We start from the raw sequence: 16,931 nt of genomic DNA, 5'->3' as shown, positions 1-16,931 counted from the left end.
CACCCGTTCACTGCGGCTTGAACCCGCTGTCCTGAATGATCTTCACCCACACATCGGTATAGGCCTTCTCGCGCGCCGCGAGCTGCTCCGGCGTCATGTAGCCCACCGTCAGCCCCATGGCCACGAGCTGGCTGTGCACATCCGGCTGGGCCACGGCCTTGGCCACGGCCTGCGACACCTCGTGCACCATCACCGCCGGCGTGCCCGCGGGCGCGTAGACGCCGTAGTACGGCATGTCCTCGAAGCCCTTGAGCCCCAGCTCACCGAAGGTCGGCACGTCGGGCAGCGCCGCCTGGCGCTTGCCGCCCAGCGTGGCCACCACGCGCAGCTTGCCGGCGCGGTGGGTTTCGATGAAGTCCTGCACCGAGCCGACACCGGCCGGGATCTGGCCCGCCATCACGTCGGCCAGCATGGGCGCGCTGCCGCGGTAGGGCGCGGCCACCAGGTCCAGCTCGTAGCGCTTGCCCAGCAGCTGCACCAGGAACTCGGGCGTCGAGGCCGGCGCGGGAATGCCCACGGCGCTCTTGCCGCCCTGGCGGCGCACCCACTGCACGTACTCGTCGAACGACTTCGCGCCCGTGCTGGGCGACACCGCCAGCGCATTGACGAAGCTGGCGAAGCCCGCCACCGGCACGAAGTCGGTGCGCGGATCGAAGCCGGGGTTCTTCACCACATGCGGCAGGATGGAGATGGTGTGGTCGTGCGTGACGAAGAAGGTCGAGCCGTCCAGCGGCGAGGCCTTGAGCTGCTGCGCGGCGATCTGCCCACCGGCGCCGGGCCGGTTCTCCACCACCACCGGCGTGCCCAGCGTGTCCTTCATCTTCTCGGCCAGCAGGCGGGCGATGGCGTCGGTGCCGCCGCCGGGCGGAAAGCCCACCAGCAGCCGCACGGGCTTGCCCTTGTTGTAGGCCGCGGCATGGCTGGGCTGCATGCCCGCGCCGGCCAGCGCCGCTGCCAGCAGTTGGAAGGAGAAGTGTCGGCGGTGGATCGGCATCATGGTGGTGCGGCGCAAGGGTTGGAGGGGAATCAGCCGGCCAGGCGAGCCTGGTGGCGCGCCAGCTGCGCACGCACCTGGGCCGGCGCGGTGCCGCCCAGCGTGTTGCGGGCGTTGAGCGAGCCTTCCAGGCTCAGCGCGTCGAACACATCGGCTTCGATGTTCGGGTTGAAGGCCTGCAGCTCGGCCAGCGGCAGCTCGGTCAAGTCCACGCCCTTTTGCGAGGCCAGCTTCACGGCATGGGCCACGGTCTCGTGCGCGTCGCGGAAGGGCAGGCCCTTCTTGACCAGGTAGTCGGCGAGGTCGGTGGCCGTGGCGTAGCCCTTGAGCGCGGCGGCGCGCATGTTGTCGGCGTTGACGGTGATGCCGCCCTCCTTCGCGCCGGTGGCCGGGTTCACCTGGCCGCCGATCATCTCGGCGAAGATGCGCAGCGTGTCCTTGAGCGTGTCCACCGTGTCGAACAGCGGCTCCTTGTCTTCCTGGTTGTCCTTGTTGTAGGCCAGGGGCTGGCCCTTCATCAGCGTGATCAGGCCCATCAGGTGGCCGACCACGCGGCCGGTCTTGCCGCGCGCGAGTTCGGGCACGTCGGGGTTCTTCTTCTGCGGCATGATCGACGAGCCGGTGGTGAAGCGGTCGGCGATGCGGATGAAGCCGAAGTTCTGGCTCATCCAGATGATCAGTTCCTCGGACAGGCGCGAGATGTGCACCATGCACAGGCTGGCGGCCGAGGTGAACTCGATGGCGAAGTCGCGGTCGCTCACGCCGTCCAGGCTGTTCTGGCATACGCCGTCCATGCCCAGCGTGCGGGCCACGCGCTCGCGGTCCAGCGGGTAGGTGGTGCCGGCCAGCGCAGCGCTGCCCAGCGGCAGCACGTTGACCCGCTTGTTGGTGTCGCGCATGCGCTCCTGGTCGCGGCGGAACATCTCCACATAGGCCAGCAGGTGGTGGGCAAAGCTCACCGGCTGCGCCACCTGCAGGTGGGTGAAGCCGGGCAGGATCACGTCCACGTTCTTCGCGGCCACCTCGACCAGCGAGCGCTGCAGTTCGGACAGCAGGCCGTCGATCAGCCCGATCTCGCCGCGCAGCCACAGGCGCACGTCGGTGGCCACCTGGTCGTTGCGGCTGCGGCCGGTGTGCAGGCGCTTGCCGGCGTCGCCCACCAACTGCGTCAGGCGCGCCTCGATGTTCAGGTGCACGTCCTCCAGGTCCAGCTTCCACTCGAACTGGCCGGACTCGATCTCGGCCGTGATCTGCGCCATGCCCTGCTGGATGCTGGCGTGGTCCTGCGCGCCGATGATGCCCTGGGCTGCCAGCATCTCGGCGTGCGCCAGGCTGCCGGCGATGTCGGCCTGCCACAGGCGCTTGTCGAAGAACACGCTGGAGGTGTAGCGCTTGACCAGGTCGCTCATGGGCTCGGAGAACAGGGCCGACCAGGCTTCGGCCTTGGTGTCGAGCTGGTTGTGGCTGGCGGCGGGGGACGTTGGGGTGGTCATGGCTGGGAAAAATCGGGTTAAGCTGCTTGCCGCATGCCGCAAGCCGGCATATCGGCCATTCATTGTGATAAATGCGTGCCGGAATTCTATAGCCATGCCGTTACCTTCCACCACCGACACCAGTCTCCCGCCGGCCAGCAGCGCCCTGGTGTTCGACGTCTGCACCGCCAGCGTCGTGATCCGCACCGTGCTGCTGGTGGAGATCGTGGTGGCCATTGGCGCGGGCTTCGGCGCTGCCGGCGCGGGCGACTGGCTGGCCAGCGTGGCCCTGCTCACCGCCGCCAGCCTGCCCGCCACGCTGCTGTGGCTGCTGGCCGCGTGCTCGCAGAAACAGTTGCTGCAGCGCTACGGCATGGCCGCGCAGTACGCCGCCGGCGCCGCGCTGGGCGCGCTGTGCGGGCTGATGGGCGCCCTGGTGTACTACTGGGCCAACATCGGCGCCGCCCCGGTGGCCTGGCCGGCCTGCGCCGCCGCCGGCGCGCTGCTGGCGGCGATGGTGGTGACCGCACTGCAGTGGCGCGCCCAGGGGCGCACGCCGGCGGCCACCACGGCGCGGCTGGCGGAACTGCAGGCGCGCATCCGCCCGCACTTCCTGTTCAACGCCCTCAACAGCGCCATCGCGCTGGTGCAGGTCGATCCGCGCAAGGCCGAGAGCATGCTCGAGGACCTGAGCGACCTGTTCCGCCACGCCCTCACCGAGCAGGGCGACACCTCGACGCTGGGCGACGAGATCCTGCTCGCGCGCCGCTACCTGGCCATCGAGCAGGTGCGCTTCGACGACCGCATGAACGTGCAGTGGAACCTGGACTCGCGCGCCGACGCCGCGGTGGTGCCGCCGCTGCTGCTGCAGCCGCTGGTGGAAAACGCCGTCAAGCACGGCATCGAGCCCGGCCAGGGCCACGGCAAGATCATCGTCGCCACCCGCCGGCGCGCGGGCACCGTGCAGATCCAGATCATGAACACCGCGCCGCCGCCCGGCCCCGCCGAGCCGGGCCGCAGGAGCGGCACCGGCATCGCGCTGGCCAATGTGCGAAAGCGCCTGCGCCTGCTCTACGATCTGGAATGCGACTTCCACACCTCGCACAAGAATGGGCACTACTGGGTGCGCATTACCATTCCGGCTTGAAAGCCCCCATCACCGACAGACACCCTGGTTCCCCGAGCATGCGCATCCTGATCGTTGACGACGAAACCCTGGCCCGCAGCCGCCTCGCGCGCCTGCTGGGCGAGGCCGGCCTCGCCCCCGGCGACATCCACGAGGCCGCCCGCGCCGACGAGGCGCTGCAGCGCCTGGCCCAGGCCGGGCCGGCGTTCGACGTGCTGCTGCTGGACATCCACATGCCCGGCCAGAGCGGCCTGGCGCTGGCCCAGGCCCTGGCCGCCCTGCCCGCGCCGCCCGAGGTGATCTTCGTCACCGCCCATGCCGAGCATGCGCTGCAGGCCTTCGACCTGAACGCGGTGGACTACCTGACCAAGCCGGTGCGGCTGGAGCGCCTGCAGCAGGCGCTGGCCAAGCTGCGCCGCAGCGCCATGGCGCCCGAGCCCGCGGACGACGGCGAGGCGCTGCTGATCCACGACCGGGGCCGCACCGAGCGCGTGCCGCTGGCCGAGGTGCTGTACCTCAAGGCCGAGCAGAAGTACATCACCGTGCGCACCGCGCGCCGCAGCTACATCATGGATGGCTCGCTCAATGAGCTGGAGCTGCGCCATACCGGCCGCTTCCTGCGGGTGCACCGCAACGCGCTGGTGGCCCGCGGCGCGATGCGCGCGGTCGAGAAGTACGTGGACCCGGAAAGCGGCGAAGGCTGGGGCGTGCGCCTGCAGGGCCTGCCCGAGCGCCTGCCGATCTCGCGCCGCCAGCTCGCGGCCGTGCGCGAGGAGATTGCGCGCTGACACCGCGCAAACGGACGGCCGCTATCAAAATCAGGAGCGCCTCGCGCTTTCTACTCAACCCATTCAGATAAAAAACCATCTGAATGGCTTATCCATTGAGCGCCAGCAGCTATTCTTTTTGAAACCAAAGAACTTCGCCCCGGCCCTGCAGAGCTGCAGGGCCGGGGCGAAGCGTGGGGTTGCGCCGGTGAAGCCGCTTACATCTTGTTGGCCAGATCCCACATGGCGTCGACCAGCTTGTCCACGTCGTTGGCGTCATGCCACAGGTGGGTGGACACGCGCACGCCGTAGTGGTCCTTGGGCGCGCCGATCACCGCGAAGTTGGCGTTGCGGACGATGAAGTGCTGCGGGTAGTCGCTGAGCATGCGCGCCACGAAGGCGCTGGACTTGGCGGCGTCCATGATGTCGTCCTTGTTCTTCTTGAAGAAGGGGTTGAACGAGGTCAGCGCCGACAGCAGCTTGGGGTCGTCCTTCGGCGAGTACAGCGAGTCCACGCCCCAGCGCTCGGCGATCTTCTCCTTCAGGTACGAGGCCAGCGTCAGGTCGTAGGTCTCGATCTTCTTGCGGCCGATCTGGTCCCACTGCTGGCAGGCCTGCACCAGGGCCAGGAACATGGGCGTGTGCACGCTGCCGCACGAGGTGACGGAAGCCGCCACGTCGTAGGCCGTGGCGTTGCGGTCGGCCATGTTGTAGCTGCTGGTGTGCACCGGGAACCACTTGGGCAGGGGCAGCGGGTTGGAGGGGCGCACCTTGTTGCGGATGATGAGGATGCCGGTGGAGCCCGGGCCGCACTGCCACTTGTGGCCGGCGCCGGACATGAAGTCCATGCCCAGCTCGGCGTAGTTGTAGGCCATCATGCCCGGCAGGTGGGCGCCGTCCACGATGCTGATCAGGCCGTGCTTCTTGACCACGCCCATCAGGTCGGCGATGGGCAGCATGGTGCCGGTCTTGTAGGTGGGCGAGGACCACATCATGGCGCGCACGTTCTTGCCCGCGGCCTTGAGTTCGGTGATGCGCTTGTCGAACAGCTCCACGTAGGTCGCGGCCGTCTGGTTGTTGCCCACCGGCATGGCAATGCGCGAGATCTCGATGCCGTAGCGGTCGCGGGCAATGTTCAGCGGGGTGTCGCCGCCGCCGTGCTCATGGTTGGTGGTGACGACCACGTCGCCGGCCTTCCAGTCCAGGCCCAGGATGGCGTGGCACATGCCCGACGAGGTGTTGGCCGAGAAGGCCAGCTCTTCGGGATCGACGCCGAAGCCGGGCGCCACGAGCTTGCGCTGGTCCAGCAGGTTGCTGTAGCCGTTGCCCGATTCGGCGGCCTTCTTGCGGTTCTCGGTGTCGAACACGTCCAGCACCAGCTTGGGCATGGAGCCGGCGGTGCCGATGTTCATGAAGGTCTTGTCCGGGTTCAGCGTGAACATGTTTTGCACGCTGGTCCAGAAGGCCTCGTCCTGCATCAGTTGGGCACGCATGGCCTCGGCCGCCGTCTGCGCGTTGCCGCTGCCGCAGGCCGCCACCAGCGGGCCCAGGGCCGTGGCGCCGGCGCCCCAGCCCAGGATGCGCAGGAAGTCGCGCCGCTTGGCTGTCCACTTGGTCGTATCACCCAGGCCCATTGTTGTATCGCAAGCCGACTGCTCGGCCGTCATCATGGAAGTTTCTTGGTTCATTGGTGACTCCATTCAGAAATTCGTTGGGAAATGCCCGGATCAGCGGCGGCCGACGACGGCTGCGATCTCGATCTTCACGTCGCGCGGCAGGCGTGCGACCTCCACGGTGGCCCGCGCCGGAGCCGCCGACTTGAAATACTCGCCATAGACCTTGTTCATGGCCGCGAACTCGTTCAGGTCCTTCATGTAGACCGAGGTGGCCAGCACATCCTCGTAGCCCAGCCCCTGCGAGCGCAGCTTGGCGCCGATGAAGTCGAGCACGGCACGGGTCTGCTCCTCGATGGTCTTGCCGTTCACCGCGTTGCCTTCGGCATTCAGCGGCAACACGCCCGAGAAGTAGATGGTGTTGCCATGCGACACCATCTGCGAATACGGCCCGATGGCCGGATAGATCTGCGAGGTCGACAGCACCTCGCGCTTGTTCGGCGCAGCGCAGCCAGCCAGTCCCACTGCCAGCACGCCCGCGCCGCACACCACGGCCAACCGACGCATATTCACTCGAATACCCATGGATTACTCCCCCATGACATGAAAACCGCGCATTCACCCGACATAACCATGCCGGATATTTTCAGGACCCTATGCGCGCCCGTTGCAGATATTGGATTCACGCGGATTCCAGCACCCGATAATCGGTCCATGGGTAAAAATTGTAGGCAGTGCCATGGGCTTCGGATAATCGTTTTTTTCCCTTACGCAGCACTACGCAGGCGGGGTATCTACGTAGCAATACGCAAGGCTTTCTCCCAGGAGGCGGCTTTTTAATTGCGATAAATTGCAACAAATATCATGCATGGCATGGAATTTGCGCTATCGTCCTGCCGCGGGAAAGCTGCGGGCTTTTTCTGCGGTGCTTTGCTGGTGCGCAGCGTGGTCATAAGCGCAGTTATGCACCGAAATCAATCATGCAATGCCCTCTATTGGAAATTGGGTTTTTCAGTTTGAATCATATTAAAAATCATTGCAGAACCTGCGCGGGCCGCCGGCATTCTCGGCCGCGCGCGGGGCTGCTCCTGTCGCCGTCCGGACTGCCTGGATGCAGCGCCATGCGCTAAAAATCCAGGCCTTCCCTTTTCACCATCGCCTATGCAACTCCGCCTCAAACTGATGTTCCTGTGCGTCATCCCGGTGCTGCTCGCACTGGGGCTGGTGGCGGTCACCGTGCAGAAGCAGACGCTGGCGCTGGCGCGGCAGGAGCGCACGCTGGTCGAGTCGGCCTACCTGAGCAGCAAGGAGACCGAGCTGCGCCACTACGTGCAGCTGGCCAACAGCGCGCTGACGCGCATCATGGGCAACGGCGAGGACGCGGCCCAGCAGCAGCGCCAGGCGCTGGCCATGCTGTCGCGCATGCAGTTCGGCAAGGACGGCTATTTCTTCGTCTACGACAAGGACGGCAACGTGCTGCTCGACGCCCAGCAGATGGGCCTGTCGGGCGTGGACCTGTGCGACCCCAACAGCCCCACGGGCGCGGTGCCGGCCAAGCTCATCCTCGACACGGCCAAGGGCGGCGGCGGCCTGGTGCGCTACGCGTGGCAGAAGCCCTCGTCGCAGCAGATGGCGCCCAAGCTGGGCTACGTCACGCCGGTGCCGCAGTGGGGCTGGGCCCTGGGCACGGGCCTGTACCTCGACGACGTGGAGACGGCGCTGCGCAAGATCGACGAGCAGGCCCAGCAGAACATCGCCGCCACGCGCTGGCGCATCTATGCGATCGCGGCGCTGTGCATGGTGCTGATCGGCGCCGCGGGCATGGCGCTGAACCTCAGCGACCACCGCGTCTCGAGCACCAAGCTGCGCCGCCTGGCGCAGCGCGTGGTCTATTCGCAGGAAGAAGAGCGGGTGCGCGTGGCGCGCGAGCTGCACGACGGCGTGGTGCAGGTGCTGGTGTCGTCCAAGTTCCTGCTCGAAACCGCCCAGTCGCAATGGCAGCGGCAGGCGCCGCAGAACGCCGCCGGTCAGCCCCTGCCGCGCCAGGCGCTCGACCAGGGGCTGGAGCGGCTGAACCATGCGCTGCTCGAGATCCGCCGCGTCTCGCACGCGCTGCGCCCCGCGCTGCTCGACGACCTGGGCCTGACCCCGGCACTGGCGCTGATGAGCGAGCAGGTCTGCGCCCAGGGCGGCATCGCCATGTACTTCGCCACGCACGGCCAGGTGCAGCAGCTGCCCACCAGCCACGGCACGGCGCTGTTCCGCGTGGTGCAGGAGGCCGTGACCAACGCCCAGAGCCACGCCCGCGCCTCGCGCGTGGACGTGGCGCTGCACTTCTACCGCCGCCACGTCATGCTCGAGGTGCGCGACGACGGCCAGGGGTTCGATCTGCGCCGCGTGCAGCGCGACTGCCAGGGCGGCATCGGCCTGCGCAACATGCGCGAACGCATCGAGGGCCTGGGCGGGCGCTTCCTGCTCAGCTCGAACCACCGCGGCACGCGCATCGCGGCGGTGCTCGATTTCCCCGGCCCGTCTTCCGCAGCGGAAGCCGCCCCCACGCCACTCCAACCCGCCCCCTTCGCGCCATGACCGCTACGATCCGCATCCTTCTGGTGGACGACCATCCCTTCGTGCGCGACGGCGTGCGCATGCGGCTGGAGGCGACCGAGAACATCCGCGTGGCCGGCGAGGCCGGCAGCGTGGCCGAGGCCCTGCCGATGGCGCAGTTGCTGGAGCCCGACATCGTCATCACCGACATCCGCATGCCCAACGCCAGCGGCATCCACCTCGCGGCGCAGTTCCGCGAGCAGTTTCCGCAGGTGCGCGTGCTGGTGCTGTCGATGCACGAAGACCCCGAGTACGTGCGCCGCGCCGTGTCGCTGGGCGCACAGGGCTATGTGCTCAAGGATGCACCCGCGCAGTGCCTGATCGAGGCCATCGAGACCGTGTACCGCGGCGAGCGCTATTTCAGCCCCGGCATCGAGCACCTGCTGGGCGACGAGCTGCCCGAGCCGCACTCCGGCAGGCGCCTCACCCCGCGCGAGGCCGGCGTGCTGCAGTGGGTGTCGCAGGGCCGCTCGAACAAGGAGATCGCGGCGCTGATGGGCATGTCGGTGCGCACCGTCGAAACGCACCGCCTGCACCTGCGCCGCAAGCTGGGCATCGAGGGCCAGGCCGCGCTGGTGAAGTACGCCGTGGCCCACGCCGATCTGGTGCACGACCCGCGCGCCGGCTGAACGGCCATCGAGCCACTCTCAAAAAAATAGCTTGCAGCGCAAGCTATTTTTCGTTTTCAGGCATTTTCACATCTGAAAACCAATGGTGACGAGCGCGGGCAGCTACGATTTTTGCAGACCACCCGCCGCCTCAGTGCGCGTGGCCGTGGTGCACCATGCCGCTCACCAGCATCACCACCGCCATGCCCAGCAGCAGCGACAGCACCTGCTGCACGGTCTGGCGCATGGTCAGGCGGCGCTGCAGCTGCGGGATCAGGTCGGCCAGCGCCACGTAGATGAAGCTGCTGGAAGCGACCACCAAAAAGTACGGCAGCACGCCCTCCAGCGACTGCACCAGGAAGTAACCCAGCACGCCGCCCAGCGCCGTCACGGTGCCCGCCAGCGACAGCTTGAGCAGGGCCGTGCCGCGCCCCTGGCCCAGCACCACCAGGTCGCCCATGTGGTGCGGCACCTCGTGCGCCAGCACCGACAGCGCCGCCACCGCGCCCAGCCAGGGATCGGCCAGGAAGGCCGACGCGATCAGGATGCCGTCGCCAAAGCAGTGCACGCTGTCGCCTGCCAGCACCGACCAGCCGCCCGAGCCGCCATGGCCGTGGGCATGGTGGTGGCCGTGGTCGTGACCATGCGGATGGTGCGCGTGTGCGCCATGGGCCGGCTCGTGGTGGCCGTGCTCGTGGCCATGGTGCCACAGCTCGGCCTTGTCGAGCAGGAAGAAGAAAACCACGCCGATCAGCAAGGTGGCGAACAGCTTGTGCGGCTCCTCGCCGCCCTCGAAGGCCTCGGGCAGCAGGTGCATGAAGGCGGTGGCCAGCAGCGCGCCGGCCGCCAGGCTCAGCAGGCGCTGGGGCATCGCGTCCGAACGGTGGCGGCCGCCCAGCCGCATCAACAACGCGGCCACCCAGACGCTGCCGAGACCGGCAGCCAGGGTGGCCAGAATGATTGCTCCCAATACCATAGCTATTTACGCTTTATTCATATGCCTTCGCAGGTGGACCCTGCGGTAGGCGAACCCGCGAATTCTCGCAGAAACCCGGGCCCGCCGCAGCAGGCCATTCATCCAGGCTACAGCAGCTGTCAAGCCCCCCGGCAAACCCCGGCCGGGTCCGGCCACGGCCCGCCGCTCAGGGCTGCTCCATGCGCGGCGGAATGCAGGCCACCAGCGCATCGATGGCGCAGCGCGTCTTTGCCGGCAGGTGGCGGCTGCGCAGCCACACGGCATGCACGGGCTGCGGCCGCGCGCGGTAGCCGTCCAGCACCGGCGCCAGCTGCCCGCTCTCCACATAGCGCGCACGCAGCCAGGTCGGCAGCCAGGCCAGGCCCAGGCCGGCGATGGCGGCATCGGCCATGGCCTGCACATCGTCGAGGCTGATGCTGGCCGGCAGCCGCACCGGCCGGGGCGCGCCGTCCGGCCCCTGCACTTCCCAGCCCCATTCGGCCCCCGCGCCGCTGTAGCCGATGCGCCGGTGCCGCGCCAGGTCGTCGATGCCGGCCGGCGTGCCGTGCCGCTCCAGGTAGGCGGGCGCGGCGGCCAGGCCGACCGCCTGCATGCCGAGCCGGCGGGCCACTAACTGGTCGCTGTCGGGCAGCCCGCCGATGCGCACGGCAAGGTCGAACCCCTCCTGCGCCAGGTCGACGACGCGGTCGCCGAAACGGATGTCGATCTGCAGCTGCGCAAAGCGCTGCGCCAGGCCCAGCAAGGCCGGCGCCGCGTAGTGGTGGCCGAAGGCCAGCGGCACGCTCACGCGCAGCGTGCCGCGCGGCTCGCGCTGGCCGCTTTGCAGACCGGCCTCCGCGGCATCCAGCTCGGCCTGGGCGCGCAGGCAGTGCTCGTAATACGCCTGGCCGTCCTCGGTCAGGCGCTGGCTGCGCGTGGTGCGATGCAGCAGGCGCACGCCCAGGCGGGCCTCCAGCCGCGCCAGCGCCTTGCCCACCGCCGATCGGGTGAGGTTCAGGCGCTCGGCCGCCAGCGTCAGGCTGCCGCTGTCCACGATATGCAGGAAGGTGGCAACGCCATCGAATCGGTCATCCATAAGGTGGCTCCTGATTGGCTCTTTTGAAGCCCCAATTATCGAAAAATAAATCGCCAATACGGAAATTAATTCCCCATACAGTGGTTCGCATGCCGGGCCTCGCTGTGGTGGCCCGCCCCAAGCACCTATGGAGATGCCCCATGTCCCCCACCTCGCCGCCGGCGGCCCCTCCCGAAGGCCGCGGCAACCTGACCGCCCTCATCGCCCTGTGCCTCGTGGCCCTGATGTTCGGCCTGGAGAACTCCAGCGTGCCCGTCATCCTGAACACGCTGGAGGACGTGCTGCACGCGGACTTCCGCGACGCGCAATGGATCATGAATGCCTACACCATCGCCTGCACCACGGTGCTGATGGGCGCGGGCACGCTGGCCGACCGCTATGGCCGCCGGCGCATGCTGCTTTTGAGCCTGTCGCTGTTCGGCCTCAGCTCGCTGGCCTGCGGCCTGGCCACCAGCGCGCCGCTGCTGATCGCCGCGCGCTTTGCGCAGGGCGTGGGCGGCGGCGCCATGCTGATCTGCCAGTTCGCCATCCTTTCGCACCAGTTCCGGCAGGGCCGCGAGCGGGCGCGGGCGTTTGCGGTGTGGGGCATCGTCGCGGGCATAGGCCTGGGCTTCGGGCCCATCGTCGGCGGGCTGATCGTGGCGCTGTCGGACTGGCGCTGGGTCTTCCTGGTGCATGCGCCGCTGTCGGCCCTGACCCTGGTGCTGATCGGCACCAGCGTGCGCGAGTCGCGCGACCCGCAGCCCGGCCGGCTGGACCTGCCCGGCATCGCCACGCTGTCGCTGGCCGTGTTCGGGCTGAGCTACTTCATCACCCAGGGCCCGGCGCTGGGCTTCGCCAGCGCCGCCGGCCTCGGCATCCTGGCGGCATCGGCCCTGTGCTTCGCGGCTTTCTTGTGGGTGGAAAAGCGCAGCCCACACCCGATGTTCGACTTCGGCGTCTTTCGCATCCGCGATTTCTCGGGCGCCCTCATGGGCTCCATCGGCATGAACTTCAGCTTCTGGCCCTTCGTGATCTATCTGCCGCTCTACTTCCAGAGCGCGCTGGGCTATGGCGTGGTGCCCGCCGGGCTGTCGCTGCTGGCCTATACGCTGCCCACCTTGCTGGTGCCGCCGCTGGCCGAGCGGCTGGCGCTGCGCTACCACGCCAGCCGGGTCATCCCGCTCGGGCTGTTCACCATCGGCCTGGGATTCCTGCTGATGCGGCAGGGCAGCCAGGCGGCGCAGGCGAGCTGGCTCACGTTGCTGCCCGGCAGCGTGCTGGCCGGCATCGGCCTGGGTCTGACCAACACCCCCGTGACCAATACCACCACCGGCGCGGTGCCGAGCGCGCGCGCCGGCATGGCCTCGGGCATAGACATGAGCGCCCGGCTGATCACGCTGGCACTGAACATCGCGATGATGGGCTTCCTGCTGCTGCAGGGCATTGCCGCACACCTGCGGCGCGCGCTGCCGCCCGCCGCCGAGGCGCTGCCGCTGAACACCTTGGCCGAGCGCATCGCCGCCGGCGGCGAAGTCCATGCCCTGGCCGCCTACGACCCCACGGGCACCGCGGTGCAGGCGGCCATGGCACATGGCTTTGGCCAGGTCATGCTGTACGGCGGGCTGGGCGTGTGGGCCCTGGCCGCGGCCAGTTTCCTGCTCTTTGAACGCCGTCCGCTCGGGCCCCGCAATGCAGACACAAACCCCGGGCCTCATTCCCGCACCAGGCGTACTCCCAGGCGCATCGGCCGCGCCTCGCAATAGATGTCGCCACCGCCGCCCAGCGCCCAGCCGCTGACTGACGCCCTGGCGGTCTTCGTTGCGGGGCTGCCGCCGCAGATGGTGGCCGACCAGTAGCCCGCGCGCAGCGGCTGCTGCTCCGGGCCGGGCCCGGGGAAGTCCGTGGCAGGGATGTCCAGCTGCTTGAACCAGCGCTCGGGCAGGCTGTTCACCTCCTTGATCGTCGGCAGGCGCCAGCCCTTCTGCAGGCTGGCGTACTGCAAGGCATGCACCAGGTTGTAGCGCCTGGCCTCGCCGGTGCAACTGCGGCCGTTCCAGCGCTGCGGCTCCTCGCAACGCCGCCAGGCCAGGCCGGTGTAGCGGTCTTCCACGATGCCGCCGGGCACGCCGCGTTCGTCGGGCGCCTCGCGCCAGCGGCCGGTCTCGGGCGCCTCCGGGCCCCGCACCAGGCGCACGAACAGCGGCGGCGGCCTGCGCTCCATCCGGCGGTTGCAGGTGAAGACATAGGCCATCACGAAGTCCACGCACCACATGCGGGTCTGGTCGCTGGGCTCGGCAGCCAGGTAGTGCCCCGGCACGGTGTGGGGAAACCAGCGCGCGTCGATGCTCAACTGGTAGCCGGGTTGTGCCGCAGGGTCGGACACCCCGTCGAACGCAGTGATGCCGAACAGCTCGAACACGGTGGGCAGGCGCCAGTCGCCAAAGCCGCACAGCCGCATCGCGTTCACCTGTGCCACATAGGCCATGGCGTCGCCCGGCCGGCCATCGCCATGGTAGGAATAGGCATCGGTGTTGGCCCGGCTGCCCGGCGCGGGCTCGTGCTGCGGACCGTAGGTGTCGATCAGCTTGCCGGTGCCCTGCGGCCCAGCCGTCCTGCGCATCCACTCCAGCTTGCCGCTGTCGGTCTTGCCCTCCCAGACCAGGCCGGAAATGCGGTCGCGCACGCACGAGGTCAGGGGGAAATCGGCCACCGCCTCGTAGGCCGGCAAGCCCGCGCCCCGCATGCCGTCCTGCTTGGGGATCAGCGCGCCCGGCCCGGCGTCGGTGCATGGCTGGGGCGTGGGCCAGCCGTCCAGTTGGGGGCCCAGGGCCAGGCAGGTTTGCGCGCCGGTGGGCGGCACCTTGGCCGGTACGGGCGGCTCGGCGGCCAGCGCCGGGGCCATGGCCAGCAGCGCCAGCGCTGCCGCAATGGCCCGGGCCATGCTCAGTGCGCCTTTTCCCAGTTCGGGCCCACGCCCACCTCGGCCAGCAGCGGCACCTCGAGCGTGGCAATCTCGGCCATCAGCCGCGGGATGGTGTCGCGCACCCAGGCCTCCTGCGAGGCGGGCAGCTCGAACACCAGTTCGTCATGTACCTGCATGATCATCAGCACATCGGGCCGCTCCGCGTCCAGCACCTGCTGCACGCGCACCATGGCCTTCTTGATCAGGTCGGCCGCCGTGCCCTGCATCGGCGCGTTGATGGCCGCGCGCTCGGCGGCGCTGCGGCGCGGGCCGTTGGGCGAGTTGATCTCGGGCAGGTACAGGCGCCGGCCGAACACGGTCTCGACATAGCCGCGCTCCTTGGCCTGGGCCTTGGTCTCGTCCATGTAGGCCTTCACGCCCGGATAGCGCTGGAAGTACTTGTCGATGTAGGCGGCGGCGGCCTTGTTCTCGATGCCCAGGTTGCGCGCAAGGCCGAAGCTGCTCATGCCGTAGATCAGGCCGAAGTTGATGACCTTGGCATAGCGGCGCTGCTCGCTGCTGACCTCGTCCGGCGCCACGCCGAACACCTCGGCCGCCGTGGCGCGGTGCACGTCCACGCCGTCGCGGAAGGCCTTGAGCAGGTTCTCGTCGCCGCTGATGTGGGCCATGATGCGCAGCTCGATCTGCGAGTAGTCGGCGCTGGCGATGACCCGGCCCTCGGGCGCGACGAAGGCCTCGCGGACGCGCCGGCCCTCGGCGGTGCGCACGGGGATGTTTTGCAGGTTGGGATCGTTGCTCGACAGCCGGCCCGTCACCGCCACCGCCTGCGCGTAGTGCGTGTGCACGCGGCCGGTGCGCGGCGACACCATCAGCGCCAGCTTGTCGGTGTAGGTGCCCTTGAGCTTGGAGAGGCTGCGGTGCTCGAGGATCTTGGCCGGCAGCGGGTAGTCCAGCGCCAGCTTCTCCAGCACCTCCTCGTCGGTGCTGCGACCGCCGGTCGCGGTCTTCTTGATGACGGGCAGGCCCAGCTTGTCGAAGAAGATCTCGCCCAGTTGCTTGGGGCTGGCCAGGTTGAAGGGCTGGCCGGCGATCTCGTAGGCCTGCTGCTCCAGCGCCACGATGCGCTGGCCCAGCGCATGGCTTTGCGCCGCCAGCTCCTGGGCGTCGATCAGCACGCCATTGCGCTCCACGCGGAACAGCGACTCGCTGGTCGCCATCTCCAGCTCGTAGATGCCGCGCAGCGGCGCATCGGCCTCGAGCTGCGGCCACAGCACCTCGTGCACGTTCAGCGTCATGTCCGAGTCTTCGCACGAGTACTGCGCGGCCCGGTCCACCGGCACCTGGCTGAACGGGATCTGGTGCACGCCCTTGCCGCACAGGTCTTCGTAGTTCAGCCCCACGCGGCCGGTGTGGCGCTCGGCCAGGCTGGCCAGGCCGTGGGGCTTGTGCACTTCGAGCACATAGCTCTGCAGCATGGTGTCGTGCGCATAGCCCTGCACGTCGATGCCGTGGTTGGCGAACACATGGCGGTCGTACTTGACGTGCTGGCCCAGCTTCTTGCGTTCAGGGTTCTCCAGCCAGGGCCTGAGACGCGCCAGCACCTCGTCGAAAGGCAGCTGCACCGGTACGTCCACGCCCTCGTGGCGCAGCGGGATGTAGGCCGCCTCGCCCACCGCCGTGCTCAGGCTGATGCCGACGATCTCGGCCTGCATCTCGTCGAGCGAGGTGGTTTCGGTATCGATGGCCGTCAGCGGAGCCGCCTCGATCTTCTGCAGCCAGCGTTCGAAGCTCTCCCAGTCGAGCACCACGTCGTAGCGGGTGGCCGGTGCGGCCGCGGCGGGCTCGGCCTCGCCAACGGCAAACAGGTCGCCGGTGCTGCCCGCGGCAGCCACCGCAGGCTCCTTCACTTCCTTGGCCTCCTTGGTCGAGCGCGCCAGCGTGCGAAAGCCGTAGCGCTCGTAGAACGCCAGCAGGTCGGCCTCGGCAGGCTTTTGCAGCGCCAGCGCATCCAGCGCGGGCAGATCCTCGCAGTCGGTCTTGATCGTGACCAGCTGGCGTCCCGTGGGCAGCCAGGCCAGCGTGTCGCGCAGGTTCTGCCCCGCCACGCCCTTGATCTCGCCGGCCCGCGCCATCAGCTGGTCGAGCGAGCCGTATTCCTGCAGCCACTTGGCCGCCGTCTTGGGGCCGACCTTGGGCACGCCGGGCACGTTGTCCACGGTGTCGCCGACCAGGGCCTGGAAGTCGATCATCAGCGCCGGAGGCACGCCGAACTCGGCCGTCACGCCCGCCACGTCGCGCTTCTTGCCGTTCATGGTGTCGATGATGGTGATGCGCTCGTCCACCAGCTGCGACAGGTCCTTGTCGCCGCTGGAGATGACGACGTTCATGCCCTGGGCGGCCGCCGCGCGCGCCAGCGTGCCAATCACGTCGTCCGCCTCCACGCCCTTCACGGCGAGCACCGGCCAGCCCAGCAGGCGCACCACCTCGTGGATGGGATCGATCTGGCTGCGCAGGTCGTCGGGCATGGGCGGGCGGTGCGACTTGTACTCCGGGTAGAGATCGTCGCGGAAGGTCGGGCCGCTGGCATCGAACACGCAGGCGGCGTAGTCGGCATGCACCTCCTTGGACAGTGCCTGCATCATGTTGATCATGCCCCGGATCGCCCCCGTGGCGGCGCTCGACGGGTCGCCGGGCACGGCGCGCAGATCGGGCATGGCATGGAAGGCGCGGTACAGATAGCTGGAGCCATCCACCAGCACAAAATTGGGGCTATTACTCATGCTGACAT

The 16,931-nt window shown here is 68.6% G+C and carries 13 protein-coding genes; 5 read left to right on the top strand and 8 right to left on the bottom strand.

From position 1 onward, the window contains the following. Nucleotides 1-7 precede the first annotated feature (7 nt). Together ACYVKR_RS23450 and argH are read right to left on the bottom strand one after the other, a co-directional pair. A complete protein-coding gene (locus ACYVKR_RS23450; RefSeq protein WP_460483579.1) occupies nucleotides 8-994 on the bottom strand; it encodes a Bug family tripartite tricarboxylate transporter substrate binding protein in 987 nt (328 codons plus the stop codon). A gap of 32 nt (nucleotides 995-1,026) precedes the next feature. After that, nucleotides 1,027-2,487, bottom strand: coding sequence for an argininosuccinate lyase (gene argH, locus ACYVKR_RS23445; RefSeq protein WP_460483396.1), 1,461 nt, complete (start codon nucleotides 2,485-2,487; stop codon nucleotides 1,027-1,029). 94 nt (nucleotides 2,488-2,581) lie between these two features. On the opposite strand from argH, the gene ACYVKR_RS23440 reads away from it, so the two are divergent. After that, nucleotides 2,582-3,613 (top strand): sensor histidine kinase, encoded by a 1,032-nt coding sequence (locus ACYVKR_RS23440; protein ID WP_460483395.1) that lies wholly within the window; start codon nucleotides 2,582-2,584, stop codon nucleotides 3,611-3,613. Nucleotides 3,614-3,651: 38 nt separating this feature from the next. Beyond that, on the top strand, nucleotides 3,652-4,380 hold the full coding sequence (locus ACYVKR_RS23435) for a LytR/AlgR family response regulator transcription factor (RefSeq protein WP_460483394.1): 729 nt from the start codon (nucleotides 3,652-3,654) through the stop codon (nucleotides 4,378-4,380). 197 nt (nucleotides 4,381-4,577) lie between these two features. Here ACYVKR_RS23435 and ACYVKR_RS23430 read toward each other — a convergent pair whose 3' ends face one another. Together ACYVKR_RS23430 and ACYVKR_RS23425 are read right to left on the bottom strand one after the other, a co-directional pair. Beyond that, on the bottom strand, nucleotides 4,578-6,047 hold the full coding sequence (locus ACYVKR_RS23430) for an aminotransferase class V-fold PLP-dependent enzyme (RefSeq protein WP_460483393.1): 1,470 nt from the start codon (nucleotides 6,045-6,047) through the stop codon (nucleotides 4,578-4,580). Nucleotides 6,048-6,086: 39 nt separating this feature from the next. Next, nucleotides 6,087-6,557 carry a Rid family detoxifying hydrolase gene (locus ACYVKR_RS23425; RefSeq protein ID WP_460483392.1) on the bottom strand — a complete coding sequence of 157 codons (471 nt, stop codon included), beginning with the start codon at nucleotides 6,555-6,557 and terminating at the stop codon, nucleotides 6,087-6,089. Between the two features lie 576 nt (nucleotides 6,558-7,133). Here ACYVKR_RS23425 and ACYVKR_RS23420 point away from each other — a divergent pair. Both ACYVKR_RS23420 and ACYVKR_RS23415 read left to right on the top strand, forming a co-directional pair. Further along, the gene (locus tag ACYVKR_RS23420; RefSeq protein ID WP_460483391.1) at nucleotides 7,134-8,561 is read left to right on the top strand and encodes a cache domain-containing protein; all 1,428 of its coding nucleotides are present in this window, start codon (nucleotides 7,134-7,136) and stop codon (nucleotides 8,559-8,561) included. Next, entirely contained in the window at nucleotides 8,558-9,208 is a 651-nt protein-coding gene (locus tag ACYVKR_RS23415; protein WP_460483390.1) for a response regulator transcription factor, read from the top strand. Before ACYVKR_RS23420 ends, ACYVKR_RS23415 begins: the two co-directional genes overlap by 4 nt. A gap of 130 nt (nucleotides 9,209-9,338) precedes the next feature. Here the strand turns inward: ACYVKR_RS23415 and ACYVKR_RS23410 are convergent, their stop codons facing one another. Together ACYVKR_RS23410 and ACYVKR_RS23405 are read right to left on the bottom strand one after the other, a co-directional pair. After that, a complete protein-coding gene (locus ACYVKR_RS23410) occupies nucleotides 9,339-10,163 on the bottom strand; it encodes a ZIP family metal transporter (protein WP_460483389.1) in 825 nt (274 codons plus the stop codon). A gap of 166 nt (nucleotides 10,164-10,329) precedes the next feature. Continuing rightward, nucleotides 10,330-11,238, bottom strand: coding sequence for a LysR family transcriptional regulator (locus tag ACYVKR_RS23405; RefSeq protein ID WP_460483388.1), 909 nt, complete (start codon nucleotides 11,236-11,238; stop codon nucleotides 10,330-10,332). Between the two features lie 140 nt (nucleotides 11,239-11,378). Here ACYVKR_RS23405 and ACYVKR_RS23400 point away from each other — a divergent pair, with 140 nt between their 5' ends. Further along, nucleotides 11,379-12,983: an MFS transporter gene (locus ACYVKR_RS23400; RefSeq protein ID WP_460483387.1), complete on the top strand. Its 1,605-nt coding sequence runs from the start codon at nucleotides 11,379-11,381 to the stop codon at nucleotides 12,981-12,983. Here the strand turns inward: ACYVKR_RS23400 and ACYVKR_RS23395 are convergent. Then, nucleotides 12,932-14,161, bottom strand: coding sequence for an Lcl C-terminal domain-containing protein (locus ACYVKR_RS23395; protein WP_460483386.1), 1,230 nt, complete (start codon nucleotides 14,159-14,161; stop codon nucleotides 12,932-12,934). The two genes, ACYVKR_RS23400 and ACYVKR_RS23395, sit on opposite strands and share 52 nt — an antisense overlap. Before the next feature lie 2 nt (nucleotides 14,162-14,163). Further along, nucleotides 14,164-16,923: a DNA polymerase I gene (polA, locus tag ACYVKR_RS23390; RefSeq protein ID WP_460483385.1), complete on the bottom strand. Its 2,760-nt coding sequence runs from the start codon at nucleotides 16,921-16,923 to the stop codon at nucleotides 14,164-14,166. Nucleotides 16,924-16,931 lie beyond the last annotated feature (8 nt).

Source organism: Comamonas humi, from assembly GCF_054782535.1.
Note: the sequence above shows the minus strand (reverse complement) of the source record. Positions and strands in the feature narration are given on the sequence as shown.